Source organism: Polaribacter sp. MED152 (genome assembly GCF_000152945.2).
Taxonomy (GTDB): domain Bacteria; phylum Bacteroidota; class Bacteroidia; order Flavobacteriales; family Flavobacteriaceae; genus Polaribacter.
This window is the reverse complement of the sequence record NC_020830.1, coordinates 2,147,980-2,164,457: the sequence shown is the minus strand read 5'-3', so window position 1 is coordinate 2,164,457 and position 16,478 is coordinate 2,147,980. Positions and strand designations below refer to the sequence as shown.

Here is a 16,478-nt window from a genome sequence, read left to right as displayed (position 1 = left end):
TCATTAAAATCTTAAGTTCACATTTAAAAAGTACGTTGTACCTCTACCATACCAATATTTGTTACCAAAAACTGGAGTATCTAACGCTTTATCATCTCTTAATTGTCTGAAATTTGCGTTTCTTCCCTGTTCAAATCCACCAGATTTGTATTCTTTGTTAAATAGGTTATTCACAGTTGCAAAAACACTAATAAACTTATCTCCTATTTTCCAAGATTTACCACCAATTAAGTTTACAACCATATAATCGTCAAACTTTTCTTGTTGTAATAATTCTTTGGCTAATTCTGGATCGTAATCGCTAAATGGTAAACCATCTGCATCTTCATAGAAATTAGAAGATCTTGTTAAAGGTGCTACATCTACATACGTATTTGTAAAGAAGTTGGTTGTTGCACCAACCCACCAATAATCTGGATCTCTGTATTCAAATCCTACTGAATAAGCATTTTGAGGGCCAGAAGCCAATTTGTAGTTTTCTAATAAAGCTACGTAGTTTTTAGATCTAAAGTTGCTATCAAAACCACCATTATCTGCAACATCAGATGTTAGGTATAAATCTGGATTATTAGCATAGGTAAATTGCCCAATTGATGCTGCACCTTTTAATTTAATTGTAGAAGTTACTTGTGCTTCTATACCTAATTCTAAACCAATGTGATTTCTTTCTATTCCTGATAAAACCTCTTGTACAAATGCTGTGTTATCTCCTCCAACACCATCTGCAAAATAGAAAGATATTTCTGTTGCATCTTGTACATTTGTGTAGTAAGCTGTTAATCTAGACGTAATAATAGGGCTTCTAACAATGTAACTTAAGTCTGTAGAAAATACTTTTTCGCTTTGTAAATCTTCTACAACTGTGTTGTTTTCTCTTGAGTTAGAAAAAGAGTTTCTAATTGTAGGTGCTTGAGTCATATAAGCAACATTTGCATCTATTAAATGACGCCCAGTAATTTTATAAGTTGCACCCGCTTTTAAACCATAGTTTGTAAAATCTAACTTTTCAGATAGGCCTAAAGAATTATTTACAAAACGTCCATTTTGATATAAACCTTCTCTTTGATGTGTGGTTCTTGAAACATTTACAGCACCATAAAAATCTACTTTATTGTATTTAAATTGTGCTTGAGTAAAAGCACCAACCACATCTGAATTTAATTTGTAGTTGTACCTGAATGTTTCTCCAACTCCAACCACTCTATTTGGGTCTAACAAGTTGTTTTGCATAGCATCCATAGTATCTGCAAACGGATTTATATCTAAATAACCTGTACCTCCTAATAAATCGATTACCTCAGCAAAACTATGAGAACGTAATCTTTTGTATTCTAATTTTGCATTTAAAGTAATATTCTCTGTTAATTCTGAATTTAAAATTGAATTAACAGTAAGCTGTTTATCATCATTTCTGTCTTCATACAAAACATAAGCATTGTTTAAACCAGCTGCTCTGTTTGTAATGTTTGCATCAAAAATTCTGTTCCAATCTAATTGACCATCATTCTCAAAACGGTCTCTAGCCTCATACGCACCTTCTAAATCATCATTTCTTTCAAAGAAGCTTGGCAAGTATTGGTAGTAAGTTGGACTCGGATTTGCACCTCCATTAAAATCTAAACGACTGTTACCTATTTTACCAAATTGATAAGCAACGTTTGTTTGTAAAGAAGTTTTATCATTCAAATCCCAATAATGATTTAACATTAGAATTGGCTCTTCTACTTCTTTAATTCTAGAGTTTACTTTTCTGTCATTTAAATATCCCCAATAATCATTATAAGCAATACCTTTTAAGTCAAAAACTTCTTGAGTGTTTGGAGATGATTTACCTCTTCTATTAGGTGTAAAAATAGAGGTGAAGTTTACGCTGTGATTGTCGTTTATCTTCTTTTCTATAGACGCAAATAAAGAGTAGGCATTGTAAGAAGTACCTTCATTAAAACCCTCTATACCAGTTCTTCTACTTCCAGAAAACGTCATAGACCAACCCCCTTCTAAAGTACCTGTAGAATGTGTAGCCATAACTCTGTGTACATAACTTCTGTTAGATGAAGAATATGAAATACGAGTACCTGCTCTTTGTTCTGAAGCTCTAGTATCTATATTTGTAGAACCTAAAATTCCACCAAAAGTATAGTTAGATGGTGCTAAACCATTACTAAATTCCTGATTTCTTAAAACGTCATTCAAACCACCCCAGTTACTCCATTGAGCTCTTCCATCATATAACTTATTCATTTCAATTCCGTTAATTAGTACTTTACCATTACCAGAATCTAAACCTTTTATTCTAAAGAAAGAAGAACTAAATTCAAAAGCGGCTGTTCTTAAATAAATATCTCTTGTAGCTTGTAATAAACCAGCAATATTATCTGCAGCACTTGCATCATCATTTAATTCATCATCTGTAATTGTAATTAAACTTAAATCTTGATCTATAGAAAAATCTTTATATAATAAAATAGTTCCTAAATCAATTGAATTACCAGTAAGCTCTACAGGAAAATTTTGAACTTCGTAACCCTTTAACTTAATTTGTAAAATGTAACTGCCATTACTTAACTTTTGCAATGTAAAAACACCATTTTGGTCTGTTTTTACCATGTAAGAACTATTTTTGCTTAAAGTAACAGAAACATCATTTAAAGGTTTTTCAGAATCGCCATCAACAACAATTCCTTTTACAATATTTTGTGCCTGCAGCCCTGTTATAAAGAAGCAAAACAATAATACTGTTAAAACAGTTTGTTTCATAAAAATTTTTTAAATTAATTAAATATTCAATACCAATTTCGCGCAAAATTAACATATTTTAAGAAACCCTAATGTTAATATAACATTATATAATTTCCAGCATACAATATGTTTTATATTATTGCAAAAACTTAAAGAAATGAAAAAAACACTATCTTTTTTAGTGCTACTTTTTATAGTAGCCTTTACAGTACAAGCTCAAAAAAAAGGTAAGCAATACAATATTAGAACCATAGCATTTTATAATTTAGAAAACTTATTCGATACTATTAACGACACTTCTATAAATGATGAAGCTAGCCCAATGATGGAGCTTAAGTCTAACAGGTCCGAGGTTTATTGGGATAAGATTGATAAGTTAAGTAGTGTTATTGTGCAAATTGGGGCAGATAAAGCAAATACTTCTCCTACTCTTTTAGGTGTGTCGGAAGTTGAAAATCTTAGTGTTTTAGAAGATTTGGTGAAGTCTAAAAATTTAGCTAAAAAAGGGTATGGAATTATACATTATGATTCTCCAGACAAACGTGGAATTGATGTAGCAATCTTGTATCAAAAAAGATATTTTAAACCTGTGCATCATGAAGTTTTTAATCCTAATATTTATAGAAATGGATATAAGGTTTATACCAGAGATCAGCTTTTAGTTTCTGGATATTTAGATGATGAATTAATACATGTTATTGTAAACCACTGGCCTTCTAGAAGTGGTGGAGAAGCAAAAAGCAGGCCTTTGCGTGAAAAAGCGGCATACCAAAACACAAAAATTATAGCACAAATTAGAGAGAAAGACCCAAATGCTAAGATTATAACAATGGGCGATTTTAATGATGACCCAACAAACTCTAGTTTTAAAGAAGTTCTAAAAACAAAAAGTGATAAAAGTGAAGTGGGTGATTTAGACATTTACAACCCTTATGAAGATTTGCATAGAAGAGGTTTTAACACCTTAGGATATAGAGATAACATCAATTTATTTGATATGATCTTAATTTCATCACCCTTATTAGATAAAGGTGAAAAAGACTTCTCTGATTATAAAATGTTTAAAGCAATGATTTTTAATAAGCGTTTTTTAACCAATAGAAAAGGCCAGTTTAAAGGCTACCCTTTTAGAAGTTTTTCATATGGTGGTTATACAGGTGGTTATTCAGATCATTACCCTGTATATATGTATTTGATTAAAAAAAAGAAATAAAACAGAATATTCTAAAAACAAAAAACCCGAAACTGTAAAAGTTTCGGGTTTTTTTATGATAATAAATTATTGCCTTATTACATTTTAAACTTCTTCTTTAACAGAAGTAAATTTATAATATAAATATGTGTAAGCGTCTCTAGGTATAATTGTAATCCACTTTTTGTGTTTTAAGTACCACTTAAAACGTACTGAGTTAACTCCTTTAGTTAAATAGGCAGCAATAAAAGGATGAATATGTAATTGAATCTTTTTATTGGTTGATTTGCTGCTCTCTAATTTAGAAATGAATTTCTCTAAATCAGCTTCTATTTTATCTAATAAAACAATAGGAGCTTCTACTTGACCATCTTTATTCGGATTTGGCTCGGTAGTTTTTATACTTAACTCAGGTCTAACCCTTTGTCTTGTAATTTGCACTAATCCAAATTTAGTTGGTGGTAAAATTTTGTGTTTTGTTCTATCTAAAGCCATTTGCTCTTTAAGATGCTGAAACAATTTATTTCTGTTTTCAGCTTTATGCATATCAATAAAATCAACTACAATAATACCACCCATATCACGCAATTGTAATTGACGTGCAATTTCTGTGGCAGAAATTAAGTTTACTTCTAATGCTGTATCTTCTTGAGAACCTGCTTTGTTAGATCTGTTTCCGCTATTAACATCAATAACGTGTAAAGCTTCTGTATGCTCTATAACTAAATAGGCACCTTTGCTCATAGAAACTGTTTTTCCAAACGATGTTTTAATTTGTCTTTCTATTCCATATTTTTCAAAAATTGGAACTGTAGATTTATGAAGTTTTACAATCTTTTCCTTTTCAGGATATATTTCCTGTAAATACTCTTTTATTTCTACTTTCAAAGTTTCGTCATTTGTTACAATATTTGTGAAGGATTCATTCATAACATCTCTTAGAATAGAAGATGCTCTGTTTAGCTCGCTTAAAATTTTAGTTGGAGTGTTTGTGTTAGGTATTCTCTTACACATTGTTTTCCAGCGTTCTAAAGAGTTTTGCAAATCTTTATCTAATTCTGCTACTTTTTTACCTTCTGCAACAGTTCTTAAAATAACACCAAACCCTTTAGGTTTAATGCTTTTCGCTAATCTTTTTAAACGTTCTTTTTCTTTAGGATCTGCAATTTTTTGAGATACAGATACTCTGTTAGAAAAAGGAACTAAGACCAAAAATCTACCTGCTATAGACAGCTCAGAACTTAATCTTGGGCCTTTTGTAGAAATTGGTTCTTTTACTATTTGTACTAATAGGTTTTGCCCTGTTTTTAGTACATCTTTAATACTACCGTCTTTGTTGATGTCTGCTTCCTTTCGAAAGTTCTTTAAAGTGAATTCTTTATACCTACCTGTGCTTACTTTCTTAATGAACGAGTTTAATGAGTTTACTTGCGCTCCTAAATCATGATAATGTAAAAAACCATCTTTTGGATAGCCTACATTTACAAACGAAGCGTTTAAACCTGTTAACACTTTTCCTATTTTGGCCAAAAAAATATCGCCAACAGAGAATTTGTTATCAGTTGTTTCATTATTTAATTCAATAAGTTTTCCATCTCTTAATAAGGCAAAATCAATATCAGATGAATTACTACGAATTATTAATTCTGTTTTCATACTGAACTGGTTTTAACACTGCACATATTTGTGCAGATGGATTAATATTGTCAGGTATTTGTAATACCATTTGAGGTTTGTTTAAATAACCTCGATGTCAATGAACTTGTAATTTTTTCGCTAAACAATAAACGAAAAAGTAAGCAAATGCTTACTTTTTCTTGTGTCTATTAGCTCTAGCTCTTTTCTTTCTTTTGTGCGTAGAGATTTTTGCTCTCTTTCTTTTTTTACCACTTGGCATAAATTCTAGTGTTTTGCAAACCTTTAACGGTTTAGATTAATATTTTGTTATTTAACAGCTACTTTATTTTTTACACCTTCTGTAAAAGTTTTAGCTGGTTTAAAAGCTGGAATATTATGAGCTGGAATCTTAATAGTTGTATTCTTTGAAATATTTCTACCAGTTTTTTCTGCTCTTGTTTTGATAATAAAACTACCAAAACCTCTTAAATAAACATTATCACCATTTTCTAATGCATCTTTAACTTCAGTCATAAATGCTTCAACTGTTGCTAAAACATCTGTTTTTTCGATTCCTGATTTATCTGAAATTTTTGATACGATATCTGCTTTCGTCATGTTTCTATTTTTACTATATTCTTAATTATTTTGTTTCAAAAATGCGGATGCAAATATATGATAATTAATCAATTCCGAAAACTTAAAGACTTAAAATTATGTGAATTTTAAAATGTAATATTGCAAATCTATTTTTTAAAAATGAAATTTTCTAACACTTTAATTTTCTGGTACTTACAAAACAAAAGGGATTTGCCTTGGCGTAAAACTAAAAATCCATATTTTATTTGGTTGTCAGAAATTATGTTGCAGCAAACAAGAGTTGCGCAAGGTTTAGACTATTACCAGAAATTTACGACCAATTTTCCAACAGTTTTCGACCTTGCAAATGCAGATGAAAGCACCGTTTTAAAAATGTGGCAAGGTTTAGGTTATTACTCTAGGGCTAGAAATTTACACTTTTCTGCCAAACAAATTGTTTCAGATTTTAATGGCGAGTTTCCAAGTACGTTTAAAGACATCATAAAATTAAAAGGTGTTGGTGATTACACAGCATCTGCAATTGCCTCAATTGCCTTTAATGAGCCAACAGCAGTTGTAGATGGCAATGTATATAGAGTACTCTCTAGGTATTTTGGCATTAACACACCTATTAATTCATCTAAAGGAATAAAAGAGTTTAAAGAACTGGCACAAAGTTTAATCGATAAATCACAACCAGGTACTTTTAACCAAGCAATTATGGATTTTGGTGCTATACAATGTAAACCTAAAAAACCATTTTGTATGTTTTGTCCTTTTTCTGAAAGTTGTGTAGCCTTACAAAAGAATTTAATTGAAGTTTTACCTGTAAAAGAAAAGAAAGTAAAAGTAAAAAAACGATACTTTAACTATTTAGTGGTAAAAACTAAAGATGATAAAACAATTCTTACAGAAAGAAAAGGTAAGGGTATTTGGCAAGGACTTTATCAATTTCCTTTATTGGAAGACACTCATATGATCACTAAAGAGGAGCTGCTAGCATCAGAAATGTTTAACGAACTTTTTCCAAATGATGTTTCAATATCGTTATTTAACAAAAAAGATATAGTACACAAACTCTCTCATCAGCATTTGTACACACAGTTTTGGGTAATAGAAACAGAACAGCTTACTTCTGCAAACATTTCTTGGAAAAACATAGAAGATTATCCTGTACCAGTTCTAATTGCAAATTTCCTAGAAGATTTTAAACTCAAAAATTAATCATTTTTTTTAGTACATTTGAGTAAGAAACAAACAAGCTATGGCAGGTACAATTAACAAAGTTATTTTAATAGGAAATTTAGGAGACGAAGTAAAAATGCATTATTTTGATGATCAAAATTGTGTGGGTCGTTTTCCTATAGCAACTTCAGAAAGCTATACCAATAAACAAACTGGAGAAAAAATAACAAATACAGATTGGCATAATATTGTTGTTAGAAATGGGCTGGCTAAGGTTTGTGAAAAATATTTAACCAAAGGCGATAAAGTTTACGTAGAAGGCAAATTAAAAAACAGACAATGGGAACAAGATGGAGTGAAACGTTACTCTACAGAAGTTCAAGTAAATGAAATGACAATGCTAACTACAAAAAGAAATGCGGAGCCTTCAAATACAATTCAGCAAACAGAACCACCTGCAGCACCTGCAAAAAATACTATTGTTGAAGAAGAAAATGACGATTTACCATTTTAATTAACCAAAAACCATAAAATTGGATCCAGATCCTGAACCTTTATTCTTACTACTTGCATCAATTGATTTTATAACTGGCATAAATGCAATTGCTCTTATTATTCTTTTAATTAGCTCTGCATTAATTTCGGGTACTGAAGTTGCTTTTTTCTCTCTTTCTCAAACAGATTTAAACGAACTTTCAAATGAAAGTAAAGAAACCAATGTAATCGTTACTCTATTAGAAAGACCCAGAAAGTTATTGGCAACTATTCTTATCACCAATAATTTTATCAATATTCTTATTGTACTGTTATTTGCTTCTTTAGCAGAAACTTTATTTAGTGGTTTTGATTATCAGCTTAACTTATATCTTTTTGTGGTACCTATTCGATTTTTAATAGAAATTGTATTGGTTACCTTTTTAATTTTACTTTTTGGTGAAGTTTTACCTAAAGTATATGCATCTAGAAATGCGCTTCGTTTTTCTAAAAACATGTCTAAATTTATACATGTTGTAAATGTAATTTTAACTCCTTTTACACTACCATTAATCGCTTTAACAAAGTTTATTGAAAAGAAATTAGGCAATAAAAACTCTAACTTTTCTGTAGAGACTTTGTCACAGGCATTAGAACTTACTTCTGAAGGCGCAACAACCAAAGACGAGCAAAAGATTTTAGAAGGAATCGTAAATTTTGGTAACACAGAAACTGTGCAAATCATGAAACCAAGAATAGACATTTTTGCGCTTTCTGATGAAGAAAATTATGAAGTTGTGCTCAATAAAATTTTAGAAAACGGATATTCTCGAAATCCTGTCTACAAAGAAAATATAGACAATATTATAGGTGTTTTATATGCTAAAGATTTATTGGCACATTTAAATAAAAAGAATTTTAAATGGCAATCTTTAGTAAGAGAAGCCTTTTTTGTACCAGAAAATAAAAAGTTAGATGATTTATTAGACGATTTTAGGGATCGTAAAAATCATTTAGCAATTGTTGTAGATGAATATGGAGGCACAAGTGGTTTGGTAACTTTAGAGGATGTTATTGAAGAAATTGTAGGTGATATAAATGACGAATTTGATGATGATGATTTGCAATATTCTAAGATTGATAGCAACAATTACATTTTTGAAGGCAAAACTACTATTAAAGATTTCTGTAAAGTCTTAGATGATGAAGATGAAGAAATCTTTGAGGAAGAGAAAGGAGAAAGTGAAACCTTAGCTGGTTTTATCTTAGAAATTTCAGGTAAATTTCCTAAAAAAGGAGAGAAAATAAACTTTAAGAATTATACGTTTACTATTGAAGCGTTAGATAAAAAACGCATAAAACAAGTTAAAGCTACAAGAAATGTATAATAGAATTTTAAGGTATTTAATAGCTGTATTCATATTGGTAATTACTACTTCTTGTAAAGATGAAGTATTGCCAAAACCTAAAGGGTATTTGAGTTTAGAATATCCAGAAAATAAATACAAATCATTAGAATTAGAACGCCCTTATTTTTTTGAAATACCTACACAGAGCATTACTGTAGATGAAAAGAATAATTGGCTAAAAATTAAATACCCTAACCTAAAAGCATCTATAGACATTACCTACAGACCTGTAGAAAATAATCTAACAGAACTCTTAACAGAAGCAGAAAAATTAGTTTTTAAACATGCTGTTAAGGCTGAACAAATTATACCTAGAGATTTTGTAAACGAAGAAAACAAAGTGTTTGGTAGTTTATATGAAATTACAGGAAATGCAGCATCTCACTTACAATTTCATGCTACAGATAGTACAAAAAACTTTATAAAAGGCTCTTTATATTTTTACGCAAAACCAAATTACGACTCTATTTTACCTGCTGTTGCTTATATTAAAAGTGATATTCTAAAATTAATGGAAAGCTTGGAGTGGAAAGAATAATACAACTACACAATATCCATTTTTTCTAAAAGGAAAGAGGCATTCATATTTTTACAAACTCCGTTTTTTAAGGTGTAATCAAAATGCAATTCATTATTGCTAATTTCTGCATCAAAATAATAATTTTTGATTGCTGTGAATTCATTTTCTAAAGCGCACAAGCTCACATCATGAGTAGCTATAATTCCTGTTGATTTAGATTTAGATAATTTTTCGACAAACTTTTTAGAGCCTGTAGCTTTATCTTTACTATTGGTTCCTTTTAAAATCTCGTCTAGAATAATAAAATATTTCTCCTTTTGTATTTGATCTACAATAAATTTTAAGCGCTTTAATTCAGAATAAAAATACGATTCATCTTCAGTTAAAGAATCTGAAGTTCGCATACTAGTAATTAATTTTATAGGATGATATTTGAAGCTTTCTGCACAAACAGGTAAACCGCAATTTGCCATTACTATTGCTAAAGAAACAGTTCTTAAAAAAGTACTTTTACCAGCCATATTTGCACCAGTTATTATATAAAATTGGGCATCATTAATTATAAAATCATTATCCACTCTTTTATGAGCTTTTAATAAAGGGTGCCCTAAATTCGTAGACTTTATAATTTCTTTATCTACCAAAATTTCTGGAAACACAAATGCTGGATGATTAAATTTAAAATTGGCCAATGAGTTTTGTGCATCAAAATAAGCAACCACCTGAAACCAATTTTCTACTGTGTGTTTGTAGCTAGAAATCCACTTTTCTACTTTGCAAGCATTTAGAATATCCCAAAGAAAAAGGCCATTTCCTATAACTGCAATTACAATATTGTTTCGATTATCAAAAGCATCTAATATTTTAGAAAACTCTTTAAATATGGTTGATGCTTTTTTGTTTTCTGATTGAATTACAGTTTGTTTAGCTATTAAGTTTTCAGCAACAAATTGCTCTTTTTCAATCTCATTTAATAGTTGATGATATTGCTTAAAAGTCTCTTTTGCTTTGCCTGCTTCAGCATATAAATTATTTGTTTTCTTTAAATACCTACTTGTTATAAATAGACCTGTAAAAAACCAAACAGTTAGAAAAGAAAAAGATAAAGTTCCGAATGAAATTAAACCAATCAATAGAACAGAAATAATAGAAAAAACTACTTGAATTTTAGCTAAATATTTAGAGAAAACAGATTTATAATTTACAATCCAACTTAGAATAGTATTCGAAGTATCTTTAACTGTGACTAGACTCGCTAAAGCAGAAAAATGCTGTCTCCAACTTACTTTGTTCGACAATTCTTCAATGGCCTCTTGCTTTGCTTGTATAGCCTCAATATTATTAGAAGTTAGAATGTTAGCTAGGGTTTTCTTACCTTCTAAAGTAGCTGTTCTGTTTGTGTATTGAAAGAAAGAACCTTTACCAAACAAATCGATATCATTACTATAAAAGTGAGCAGTATCAACAAATTCTTTACCAGTTTCTAAATCGTGAAAATTACCTTGTAATACCTCGATTTCTAAAGAATTAATTTGAATTTTTAGATCAATAATTGCTTTTTCTCTTTTTATACTAATGAATTTTACCACCAAAAAAGTAAATAAAGAAAATCCTAAAAATCCAAGAGTTAAAGCTAAAGGAATATCACTAAAAGTAAGATAAACAGAGATAATTATCACTAGAAAAACTGCAAACCTTATTATACCTAAATTGATTAATTTTTTTCTAAGGTTTGTAGATTTAACTTCTAACTTAGTCTTTTGTTGCTTATAAAATTCTGTTGGGTTTTGCATTCTTTAACTTCTTTCCAAAAATTTAATTTCTAATTTATCAGCCAAAGTTCTGCCATAAGTTACAGCATCTTCTACTTCAAAAAAATAAGCTATTCTGTATTTCTTATTATGAACATCCCAAATATTAACTTCACAATTTCCTTGTCCGTTTAAAAAAGTAGAAACTCTTATAAGAGTTTTTAACTTTTCCCATTTTCCAATTCCAATTGGACCTACTGAAAAATACTTTCTATATCTTTTTCGATCAAAATCAAAATGATGATTAACTGTATAAGAATATCTCACTGCAAAACTAAAAATCACTACTAATGCAGACAGAACCTCTAAATTACTTATATAATACTCTTCTGTAAAAGTATATTCAACATTTTTGTAGAACAAAAAAATTAGGTAAAATCCTGAACCATAAAAAACCGACGCCAAAATTCTTTCGTACCAAGGTCTTTTACCTGAAACTATTTTTACAATACCAGTTTTGTTACTCGTCATTTTAATAACTAGAAATTCCCCCAGTTAAATTCAACACCTTTAAATTGGGGTGTTTTTTCTTTAATCTTTCTGTAGCTCTGTAACTGTTTAAACCTCGCTGACAAACCATAACATAGGTTTTGTTGTGATCTACCTCTATCTTTTCTGCATCAAACTGATTAATATGTATGGTTTGATGCACCTTAAAAGGTAATTTCAAATTATTTAATACTGCTATAATTTCAATATTATCATCAGTTAATTTCTCTTTTAGTTCTTCAGGTGTTATTTGCCAATCAGGATTTTGGTTTGCACAAGCTGCATCTACATAAGTTTGTACTTTGAAGATTTTGCTAATTTTATCTTTGGTAAAAATAGATTTTAACTTCATTTTTAATTGTGTGTTTTGCAACGAATTATAAATTAACAATTCATTATTTAGCGGTTTTCCAACTCCTGTTATTATTTTTAAAACCTCATTAACTTGAGCTGTTGCAATAAAACCAACAATGGCATTTAGTGTTCCTGCTTCTTCGCAATTAGGAACATCTGTTGCCATTTCAGGAAACGCATCTCTTAAATTCGCGGAATAACTTCCATCTTGCTGAAGCATATTAAACGAGGCAACATAACCATCAAATTTATACAAAGAACCATACACTAAAGGTTTTTGTTTTAGAACACAGGCATCATTCAACAAATATTTTGTTGGTAAAGAATCTGTGCCATCAACTACAACATCTATGTTTTCTAGCAACTCAAAAATATTGTCTTTAGAAACAGCTTTGTTGGTAACTTCTATTTTTGTAAAAGGTGCTCTTTGTTGTATAAACTTACGTAAAACTTCGGCTTTTGGTTTGCCTACATCATCTAAAGCATAAAAAACTTGTCTGTGCAAATTGCTGATATCAACCGTATCAAAATCTACTAAATGAATTCTACCAATACCACTTGAAGCCAAATACACAGCAATTGGGCTACCTAAACCTCCACAACCAACCACTAAAACTGAAGCATTCTGCAGCTTTTCTTGCCCAGCTTCACCAATTTCTGACAAAGTAATTTGACGTTTAAAAAGTTGATTTTTTGTAGGTTTCATTTATGAATTTATCTCTTCTTTTGCTGCTTTAAATTCTTCTGGAGTGTTTATGTTTCTAATAAAATCATCATCTATTTCTACAATTTCTACATCAGAATTGATTAACATTTTGCGTGGACAAGAATAACCTTGAGCTAAATATTGTAATAAAATAGGATATGCTTTGGGCTCGTAAATGGAGATTAAAGGTTCTACAAATTCCTTGTTTTTACCTTTTATTGCTGTGGCTACTTTAGACGGATTTCTATGTTTTAAAAGCAATTGAATAATTTCTTCATTCACAAATGGTAAATCTGTAGCCAATACAAACCAAGCTGAATTTGGATCTTTTTGAAACGCAGAACATATACCACCAAAAGGACCAAGATTTACAAATTTATCTGAAATTTCATTTTCATTACTACTTTCTTGAACCGAATAAAATGTTTCTAAATTATTAAGTTCTAATAATTCTTTTGCTCTTTGTTTTTGTGGCTTTCCAAAATAATCGAGTTCAGATTTATCTGTACCCATTCTTGTACTTCTTCCGCCAACCAAAACCAAACCTTTTATGGGAGCAATTTTTTCTTGAACTAAATTATGAATGTGATTGGTAATTTTATCAATCTCACCAATTGTATAGCAATGTTTGTTTTTAATATTTGGATACTTCTCTACTAAAAAGTCAAAAAACTCAGTTTCTGAATCCAATTTGATGATAAATTGAATATTATCTAATTGATCTAATCTTTTTAACACAGAAGCTTCTTTGGCTTTGTCTAATATTAAAATTTGTTTTGCTCCTTGATAATGATTTCCGTTAATAAAAACGTAATCAAACTGGGCAAAATCTAAGCGTTGTTGGTATTTATTTATGGCTCCAGTTGTGGTGATCTGTAAATTTCCTTCATGATGAAAAATATATTCTGACAGTTTATTTTCTTCGACGTTTTTAGCGTGAGAAGCATCAAAATACGCTAATTTATAGTTCTTTAAATTTTGAGAAACTTTAAAAACTAAATCTGAGATGATATCACATTTTGCTCCTAAAATAGCAATTTCATTAGGCGCAAAATTATCATTATTTCTTCTTACTAAGTTGGTATGTTTTTGATGTTTAGCCATTTTTAATATCCGATTTTCCTCCTGTTTTTTCTAACAATTTCACTTCTTTAATTATCATTTTCTGACTGATGCTTTTGCACATATCATAAATAGTTAAACACGCAATATTTGCACCTGTTAAGGCCTCCATTTCTACTCCTGTTTTGCCTGTAATTGTAACTTTACAAATAACATCTACATGTTCATCATCTGTAATATTTATGTCTACGTCTACCCCATTAATTAATAATGGATGACACATAGGAATTAAATCTGAGGTCTTTTTAACACCCTGAATCCCTGCAATAATAGCCGTTTGAAAAACAGGCCCTTTCTTGGTAATTAACTCGTCATTTAAAAAATGAGCAATTACTTCATTTCCTAGAAACATTGTTGCTTTTGCAATGGCTGTTCTTTTGGTAATTTTCTTGTCAGAAACATTTACCATTTTAGGATTTCCTTCTGAATTTAAATGACTAAAATCGCTCATTATCTATATCTTATTATTGGGTAATTCTCACCTGTTTTAAAAACAGTTTTATCATTTGGTAAATGAATAAAAGCATCTGCATGAACCAAACTTGCTAAATCTCCTGAGCCATTACCTGTGATTGGTGTTGCTAACAAATGACCATATTTATTGCTCAACTTAACTTGTAAAAAATATTCTAACCCTGGTTTAAAAACCACATCTTTGGTTAAAATAGCTGTTTCTTCTTTGGTTTCTAATCCTACAGATTTGTAATACCAAGGATAAAAATATGCTAGACAATTTACAAAAGTTGAAATCGGATTCCCAGGAAAACCGAAGATATTACAATCACTCGTTTTTCCGTAGAAAAAAGGTTTCCCTGGTCTCTGAGCTACTTTATGAAATAATTTTTCTACTCCTAATTCCTCAAAAACCTCGGGTAAATAATCAAACTTACCTTTACTTACTGCTCCACTAAAAAGCAATACATCATATTCTTGCAAATAACGTTTTATTTTTGATTTTAAAATTGGTTTATCATCTGTAATATGTGCAGTTTCTGATGAAATCTGAATTCTTTCTAACAACGAAACTAACGTAAACACATTGCTTCTTCTTATTTGATGTTCTAAAGGCATTTCTTCTACGCCAACCAATTCATCGCCTGTGGAAACGATCATCACTTTTGGTTGTTTTGCCACTTTCACTTTTGATTTACCAACAGTAGCTAAAACTCCAATTTCTGCAGCCGAAATGATTTTATTTTTCTGAATTAAAACAGCACCAGCTTTACCATCTTTTCCTTTTTGATGAATGTTTTGATGTTGCTTAATCTCATCTACATTAATAGTAGCAATGCCATCTTTGATACATACATCTTCATAGCGAATTACAGTATCTGCATTTTTAGGTAGTACTGCACCTGTCATCACTTCAATACAATTCTTAGGATTTTGTAGTGTGATTTGTTCACTACCTGCTGCTTGAATACCTTCTACTTTGAATGCTCTTTGCCCCTCTTTGAATTGATTAAAGTTTATGCAAATTCCATCCATAGAAACTCTATTAAATGGTGGAAAATCTCTATCTGCAACAATGTCCTCCTTTAAAATTCTTCCAACAGATTTAAGAAACGGAACTTCTTCAACTCCAAATTCTTGAATTGAATTTAAAATAATATTTTTTGCTTCTTTTACTGATATCATTTAGAAAGTTTTTGTTGAATTTTCTGCAATTCAATATTTCTATCGTTTACAACAAAATCATATTTTACTCCCTGTTTTGTGATAATTCTAATTCCATTGTAAATTAATTTAGCGGTTTTTCTTTTATCTACAGAAACTATATCTGAATAATTAATATCAGTTTGCCCTTTCTGAATATTTAAAGAATGACTTTTGAAAATTAATCGCTCATTGGTTAAAAAGATCTTACCTCCAACACCTTCTATACCTCTAAATAAGTTTGCAAAAATTTCTTCTTCAACTGTTTCATTATTCAGCAAATCAGGTTTAATATTATTTACTTTTTTAGATAGCATTTTTTTCATAGCCCAAGGAAATATCAAAACAAACAAAACACCAAAAAAGATTGCTTGAAAAATTATTGAGTTTATGTTTTGATTCCTATCAAATAGAAACAATACTGCTCCATAAATGATGGACGTAAAAAACATAGATGAAATTCTTTGTTTCCAGGTTAAATCAATCTTAAATTCTTTTTTTGTGTATTGCACTTTTTTGTTATTCATAACTTTTACTAATTAAAAATTTGACCTATTTCCACCCAATAAATAATGTAACAATTCCGATAATAATAGCTAGAATAGCAGCAAAAATTCCTTCCACA

The 16,478-nt window shown here is 30.0% G+C and carries 15 protein-coding genes; 5 read left to right on the top strand and 10 right to left on the bottom strand.

Annotated elements, in window-relative coordinates:
- Window positions 1–3: 3 nt before the first annotated feature.
- A complete protein-coding gene (locus MED152_RS09610) occupies window positions 4–2,757 on the bottom strand; it encodes a carboxypeptidase-like regulatory domain-containing protein (RefSeq protein WP_015481678.1) in 2,754 nt (917 codons plus the stop codon).
- A gap of 139 nt (window positions 2,758–2,896) precedes the next feature.
- On the opposite strand from MED152_RS09610, the gene MED152_RS09605 reads away from it, so the two are divergent.
- Entirely contained in the window at window positions 2,897–3,952 is a 1,056-nt protein-coding gene (locus tag MED152_RS09605) for an endonuclease (RefSeq protein WP_015481677.1), read from the top strand.
- Window positions 3,953–4,036: 84 nt separating this feature from the next.
- On the opposite strand, the gene MED152_RS09600 is transcribed toward MED152_RS09605, so the two are convergent.
- Both MED152_RS09600 and MED152_RS09595 read right to left on the bottom strand, forming a co-directional pair.
- Window positions 4,037–5,587, bottom strand: a complete 1,551-nt coding sequence (locus MED152_RS09600; RefSeq protein WP_015481676.1) for a ribonuclease E/G — start codon at window positions 5,585–5,587, stop codon at window positions 4,037–4,039.
- Window positions 5,588–5,875: 288 nt separating this feature from the next.
- The gene (locus MED152_RS09595; RefSeq protein ID WP_015481675.1) at window positions 5,876–6,166 is read right to left on the bottom strand and encodes an HU family DNA-binding protein; all 291 of its coding nucleotides are present in this window, start codon (window positions 6,164–6,166) and stop codon (window positions 5,876–5,878) included.
- 141 nt (window positions 6,167–6,307) lie between these two features.
- Between MED152_RS09595 and mutY the strand changes: the two genes are divergently transcribed.
- Genes mutY through gldD form a run of 4 tightly spaced genes read left to right on the top strand, consistent with a single transcriptional unit; the run spans window position 6,308 to window position 9,733 of the window.
- Window positions 6,308–7,351 (top strand): A/G-specific adenine glycosylase, encoded by a 1,044-nt coding sequence (gene mutY, locus MED152_RS09590; protein WP_015481674.1) that lies wholly within the window; start codon window positions 6,308–6,310, stop codon window positions 7,349–7,351.
- Between the two features lie 40 nt (window positions 7,352–7,391).
- Window positions 7,392–7,826 (top strand): single-stranded DNA-binding protein, encoded by a 435-nt coding sequence (locus MED152_RS09585; RefSeq protein ID WP_015481673.1) that lies wholly within the window; start codon window positions 7,392–7,394, stop codon window positions 7,824–7,826.
- A 19-nt stretch (window positions 7,827–7,845) separates the two neighbouring features.
- Window positions 7,846–9,174 (top strand): gliding motility-associated protein GldE, encoded by a 1,329-nt coding sequence (gldE, locus tag MED152_RS09580; RefSeq protein ID WP_015481672.1) that lies wholly within the window; start codon window positions 7,846–7,848, stop codon window positions 9,172–9,174.
- Window positions 9,167–9,733, top strand: coding sequence for a gliding motility lipoprotein GldD (gldD, locus tag MED152_RS09575; protein WP_015481671.1), 567 nt, complete (start codon window positions 9,167–9,169; stop codon window positions 9,731–9,733). Before gldE ends, gldD begins: the two co-directional genes overlap by 8 nt.
- Window positions 9,734–9,738: 5 nt before the next feature.
- Here gldD and MED152_RS09570 read toward each other — a convergent pair whose 3' ends face one another.
- Genes MED152_RS09570 through MED152_RS09540 form a run of 7 tightly spaced genes read right to left on the bottom strand, consistent with a single transcriptional unit; the run spans window position 9,739 to window position 16,380 of the window.
- On the bottom strand, window positions 9,739–11,508 hold the full coding sequence (locus tag MED152_RS09570) for a DNA mismatch repair protein MutS (RefSeq protein WP_015481670.1): 1,770 nt from the start codon (window positions 11,506–11,508) through the stop codon (window positions 9,739–9,741).
- 3 nt (window positions 11,509–11,511) lie between these two features.
- Window positions 11,512–11,997 carry a hypothetical protein gene (locus MED152_RS09565; RefSeq protein ID WP_015481669.1) on the bottom strand — a complete coding sequence of 162 codons (486 nt, stop codon included), beginning with the start codon at window positions 11,995–11,997 and terminating at the stop codon, window positions 11,512–11,514.
- Window position 11,998: 1 nt separating this feature from the next.
- Window positions 11,999–13,075 carry a HesA/MoeB/ThiF family protein gene (locus MED152_RS09560; RefSeq protein WP_015481668.1) on the bottom strand — a complete coding sequence of 359 codons (1,077 nt, stop codon included), beginning with the start codon at window positions 13,073–13,075 and terminating at the stop codon, window positions 11,999–12,001.
- Window positions 13,076–14,179 carry a molybdenum cofactor guanylyltransferase gene (locus MED152_RS09555; protein WP_015481667.1) on the bottom strand — a complete coding sequence of 368 codons (1,104 nt, stop codon included), beginning with the start codon at window positions 14,177–14,179 and terminating at the stop codon, window positions 13,076–13,078.
- Window positions 14,172–14,648, bottom strand: a complete 477-nt coding sequence (gene moaC, locus MED152_RS09550; RefSeq protein ID WP_015481666.1) for a cyclic pyranopterin monophosphate synthase MoaC — start codon at window positions 14,646–14,648, stop codon at window positions 14,172–14,174. The genes MED152_RS09555 and moaC overlap by 8 nt, the downstream gene beginning before the upstream one ends.
- On the bottom strand, window positions 14,648–15,835 hold the full coding sequence (locus tag MED152_RS09545) for a molybdopterin molybdotransferase MoeA (protein ID WP_015481665.1): 1,188 nt from the start codon (window positions 15,833–15,835) through the stop codon (window positions 14,648–14,650). The genes moaC and MED152_RS09545 overlap by 1 nt, the downstream gene beginning before the upstream one ends.
- On the bottom strand, window positions 15,832–16,380 hold the full coding sequence (locus MED152_RS09540) for a GRAM domain-containing protein (protein ID WP_015481664.1): 549 nt from the start codon (window positions 16,378–16,380) through the stop codon (window positions 15,832–15,834). Before MED152_RS09540 ends, MED152_RS09545 begins: the two co-directional genes overlap by 4 nt.
- Window positions 16,381–16,478 lie beyond the last annotated feature (98 nt).

Bases quoted from the DNA above. Each gene is read 5' to 3' on its own strand.
- MED152_RS09610 (WP_015481678.1), bottom strand. From the start codon at position 2,757: ATGAAACAAACTGTTTTAACAGTATTATTGTTTTGCTTCTTTATAACA.
- MED152_RS09605 (WP_015481677.1), top strand. From the start codon at position 2,897: ATGAAAAAAACACTATCTTTTTTAGTGCTACTTTTTATAGTAGCCTTT.
- MED152_RS09600 (WP_015481676.1), bottom strand. From the start codon at position 5,587: ATGAAAACAGAATTAATAATTCGTAGTAATTCATCTGATATTGATTTT.
- MED152_RS09595 (WP_015481675.1), bottom strand. From the start codon at position 6,166: ATGACGAAAGCAGATATCGTATCAAAAATTTCAGATAAATCAGGAATC.
- mutY (WP_015481674.1), top strand. From the start codon at position 6,308: ATGAAATTTTCTAACACTTTAATTTTCTGGTACTTACAAAACAAAAGG.
- MED152_RS09585 (WP_015481673.1), top strand. From the start codon at position 7,392: ATGGCAGGTACAATTAACAAAGTTATTTTAATAGGAAATTTAGGAGAC.
- gldD (WP_015481671.1), top strand. From the start codon at position 9,167: ATGTATAATAGAATTTTAAGGTATTTAATAGCTGTATTCATATTGGTA.
- MED152_RS09570 (WP_015481670.1), bottom strand. From the start codon at position 11,508: ATGCAAAACCCAACAGAATTTTATAAGCAACAAAAGACTAAGTTAGAA.
- MED152_RS09565 (WP_015481669.1), bottom strand. From the start codon at position 11,997: ATGACGAGTAACAAAACTGGTATTGTAAAAATAGTTTCAGGTAAAAGA.
- MED152_RS09560 (WP_015481668.1), bottom strand. From the start codon at position 13,075: ATGAAACCTACAAAAAATCAACTTTTTAAACGTCAAATTACTTTGTCA.
- MED152_RS09555 (WP_015481667.1), bottom strand. From the start codon at position 14,179: ATGGCTAAACATCAAAAACATACCAACTTAGTAAGAAGAAATAATGAT.
- moaC (WP_015481666.1), bottom strand. From the start codon at position 14,648: ATGAGCGATTTTAGTCATTTAAATTCAGAAGGAAATCCTAAAATGGTA.
- MED152_RS09545 (WP_015481665.1), bottom strand. From the start codon at position 15,835: ATGATATCAGTAAAAGAAGCAAAAAATATTATTTTAAATTCAATTCAA.
- MED152_RS09540 (WP_015481664.1), bottom strand. From the start codon at position 16,380: ATGAATAACAAAAAAGTGCAATACACAAAAAAAGAATTTAAGATTGAT.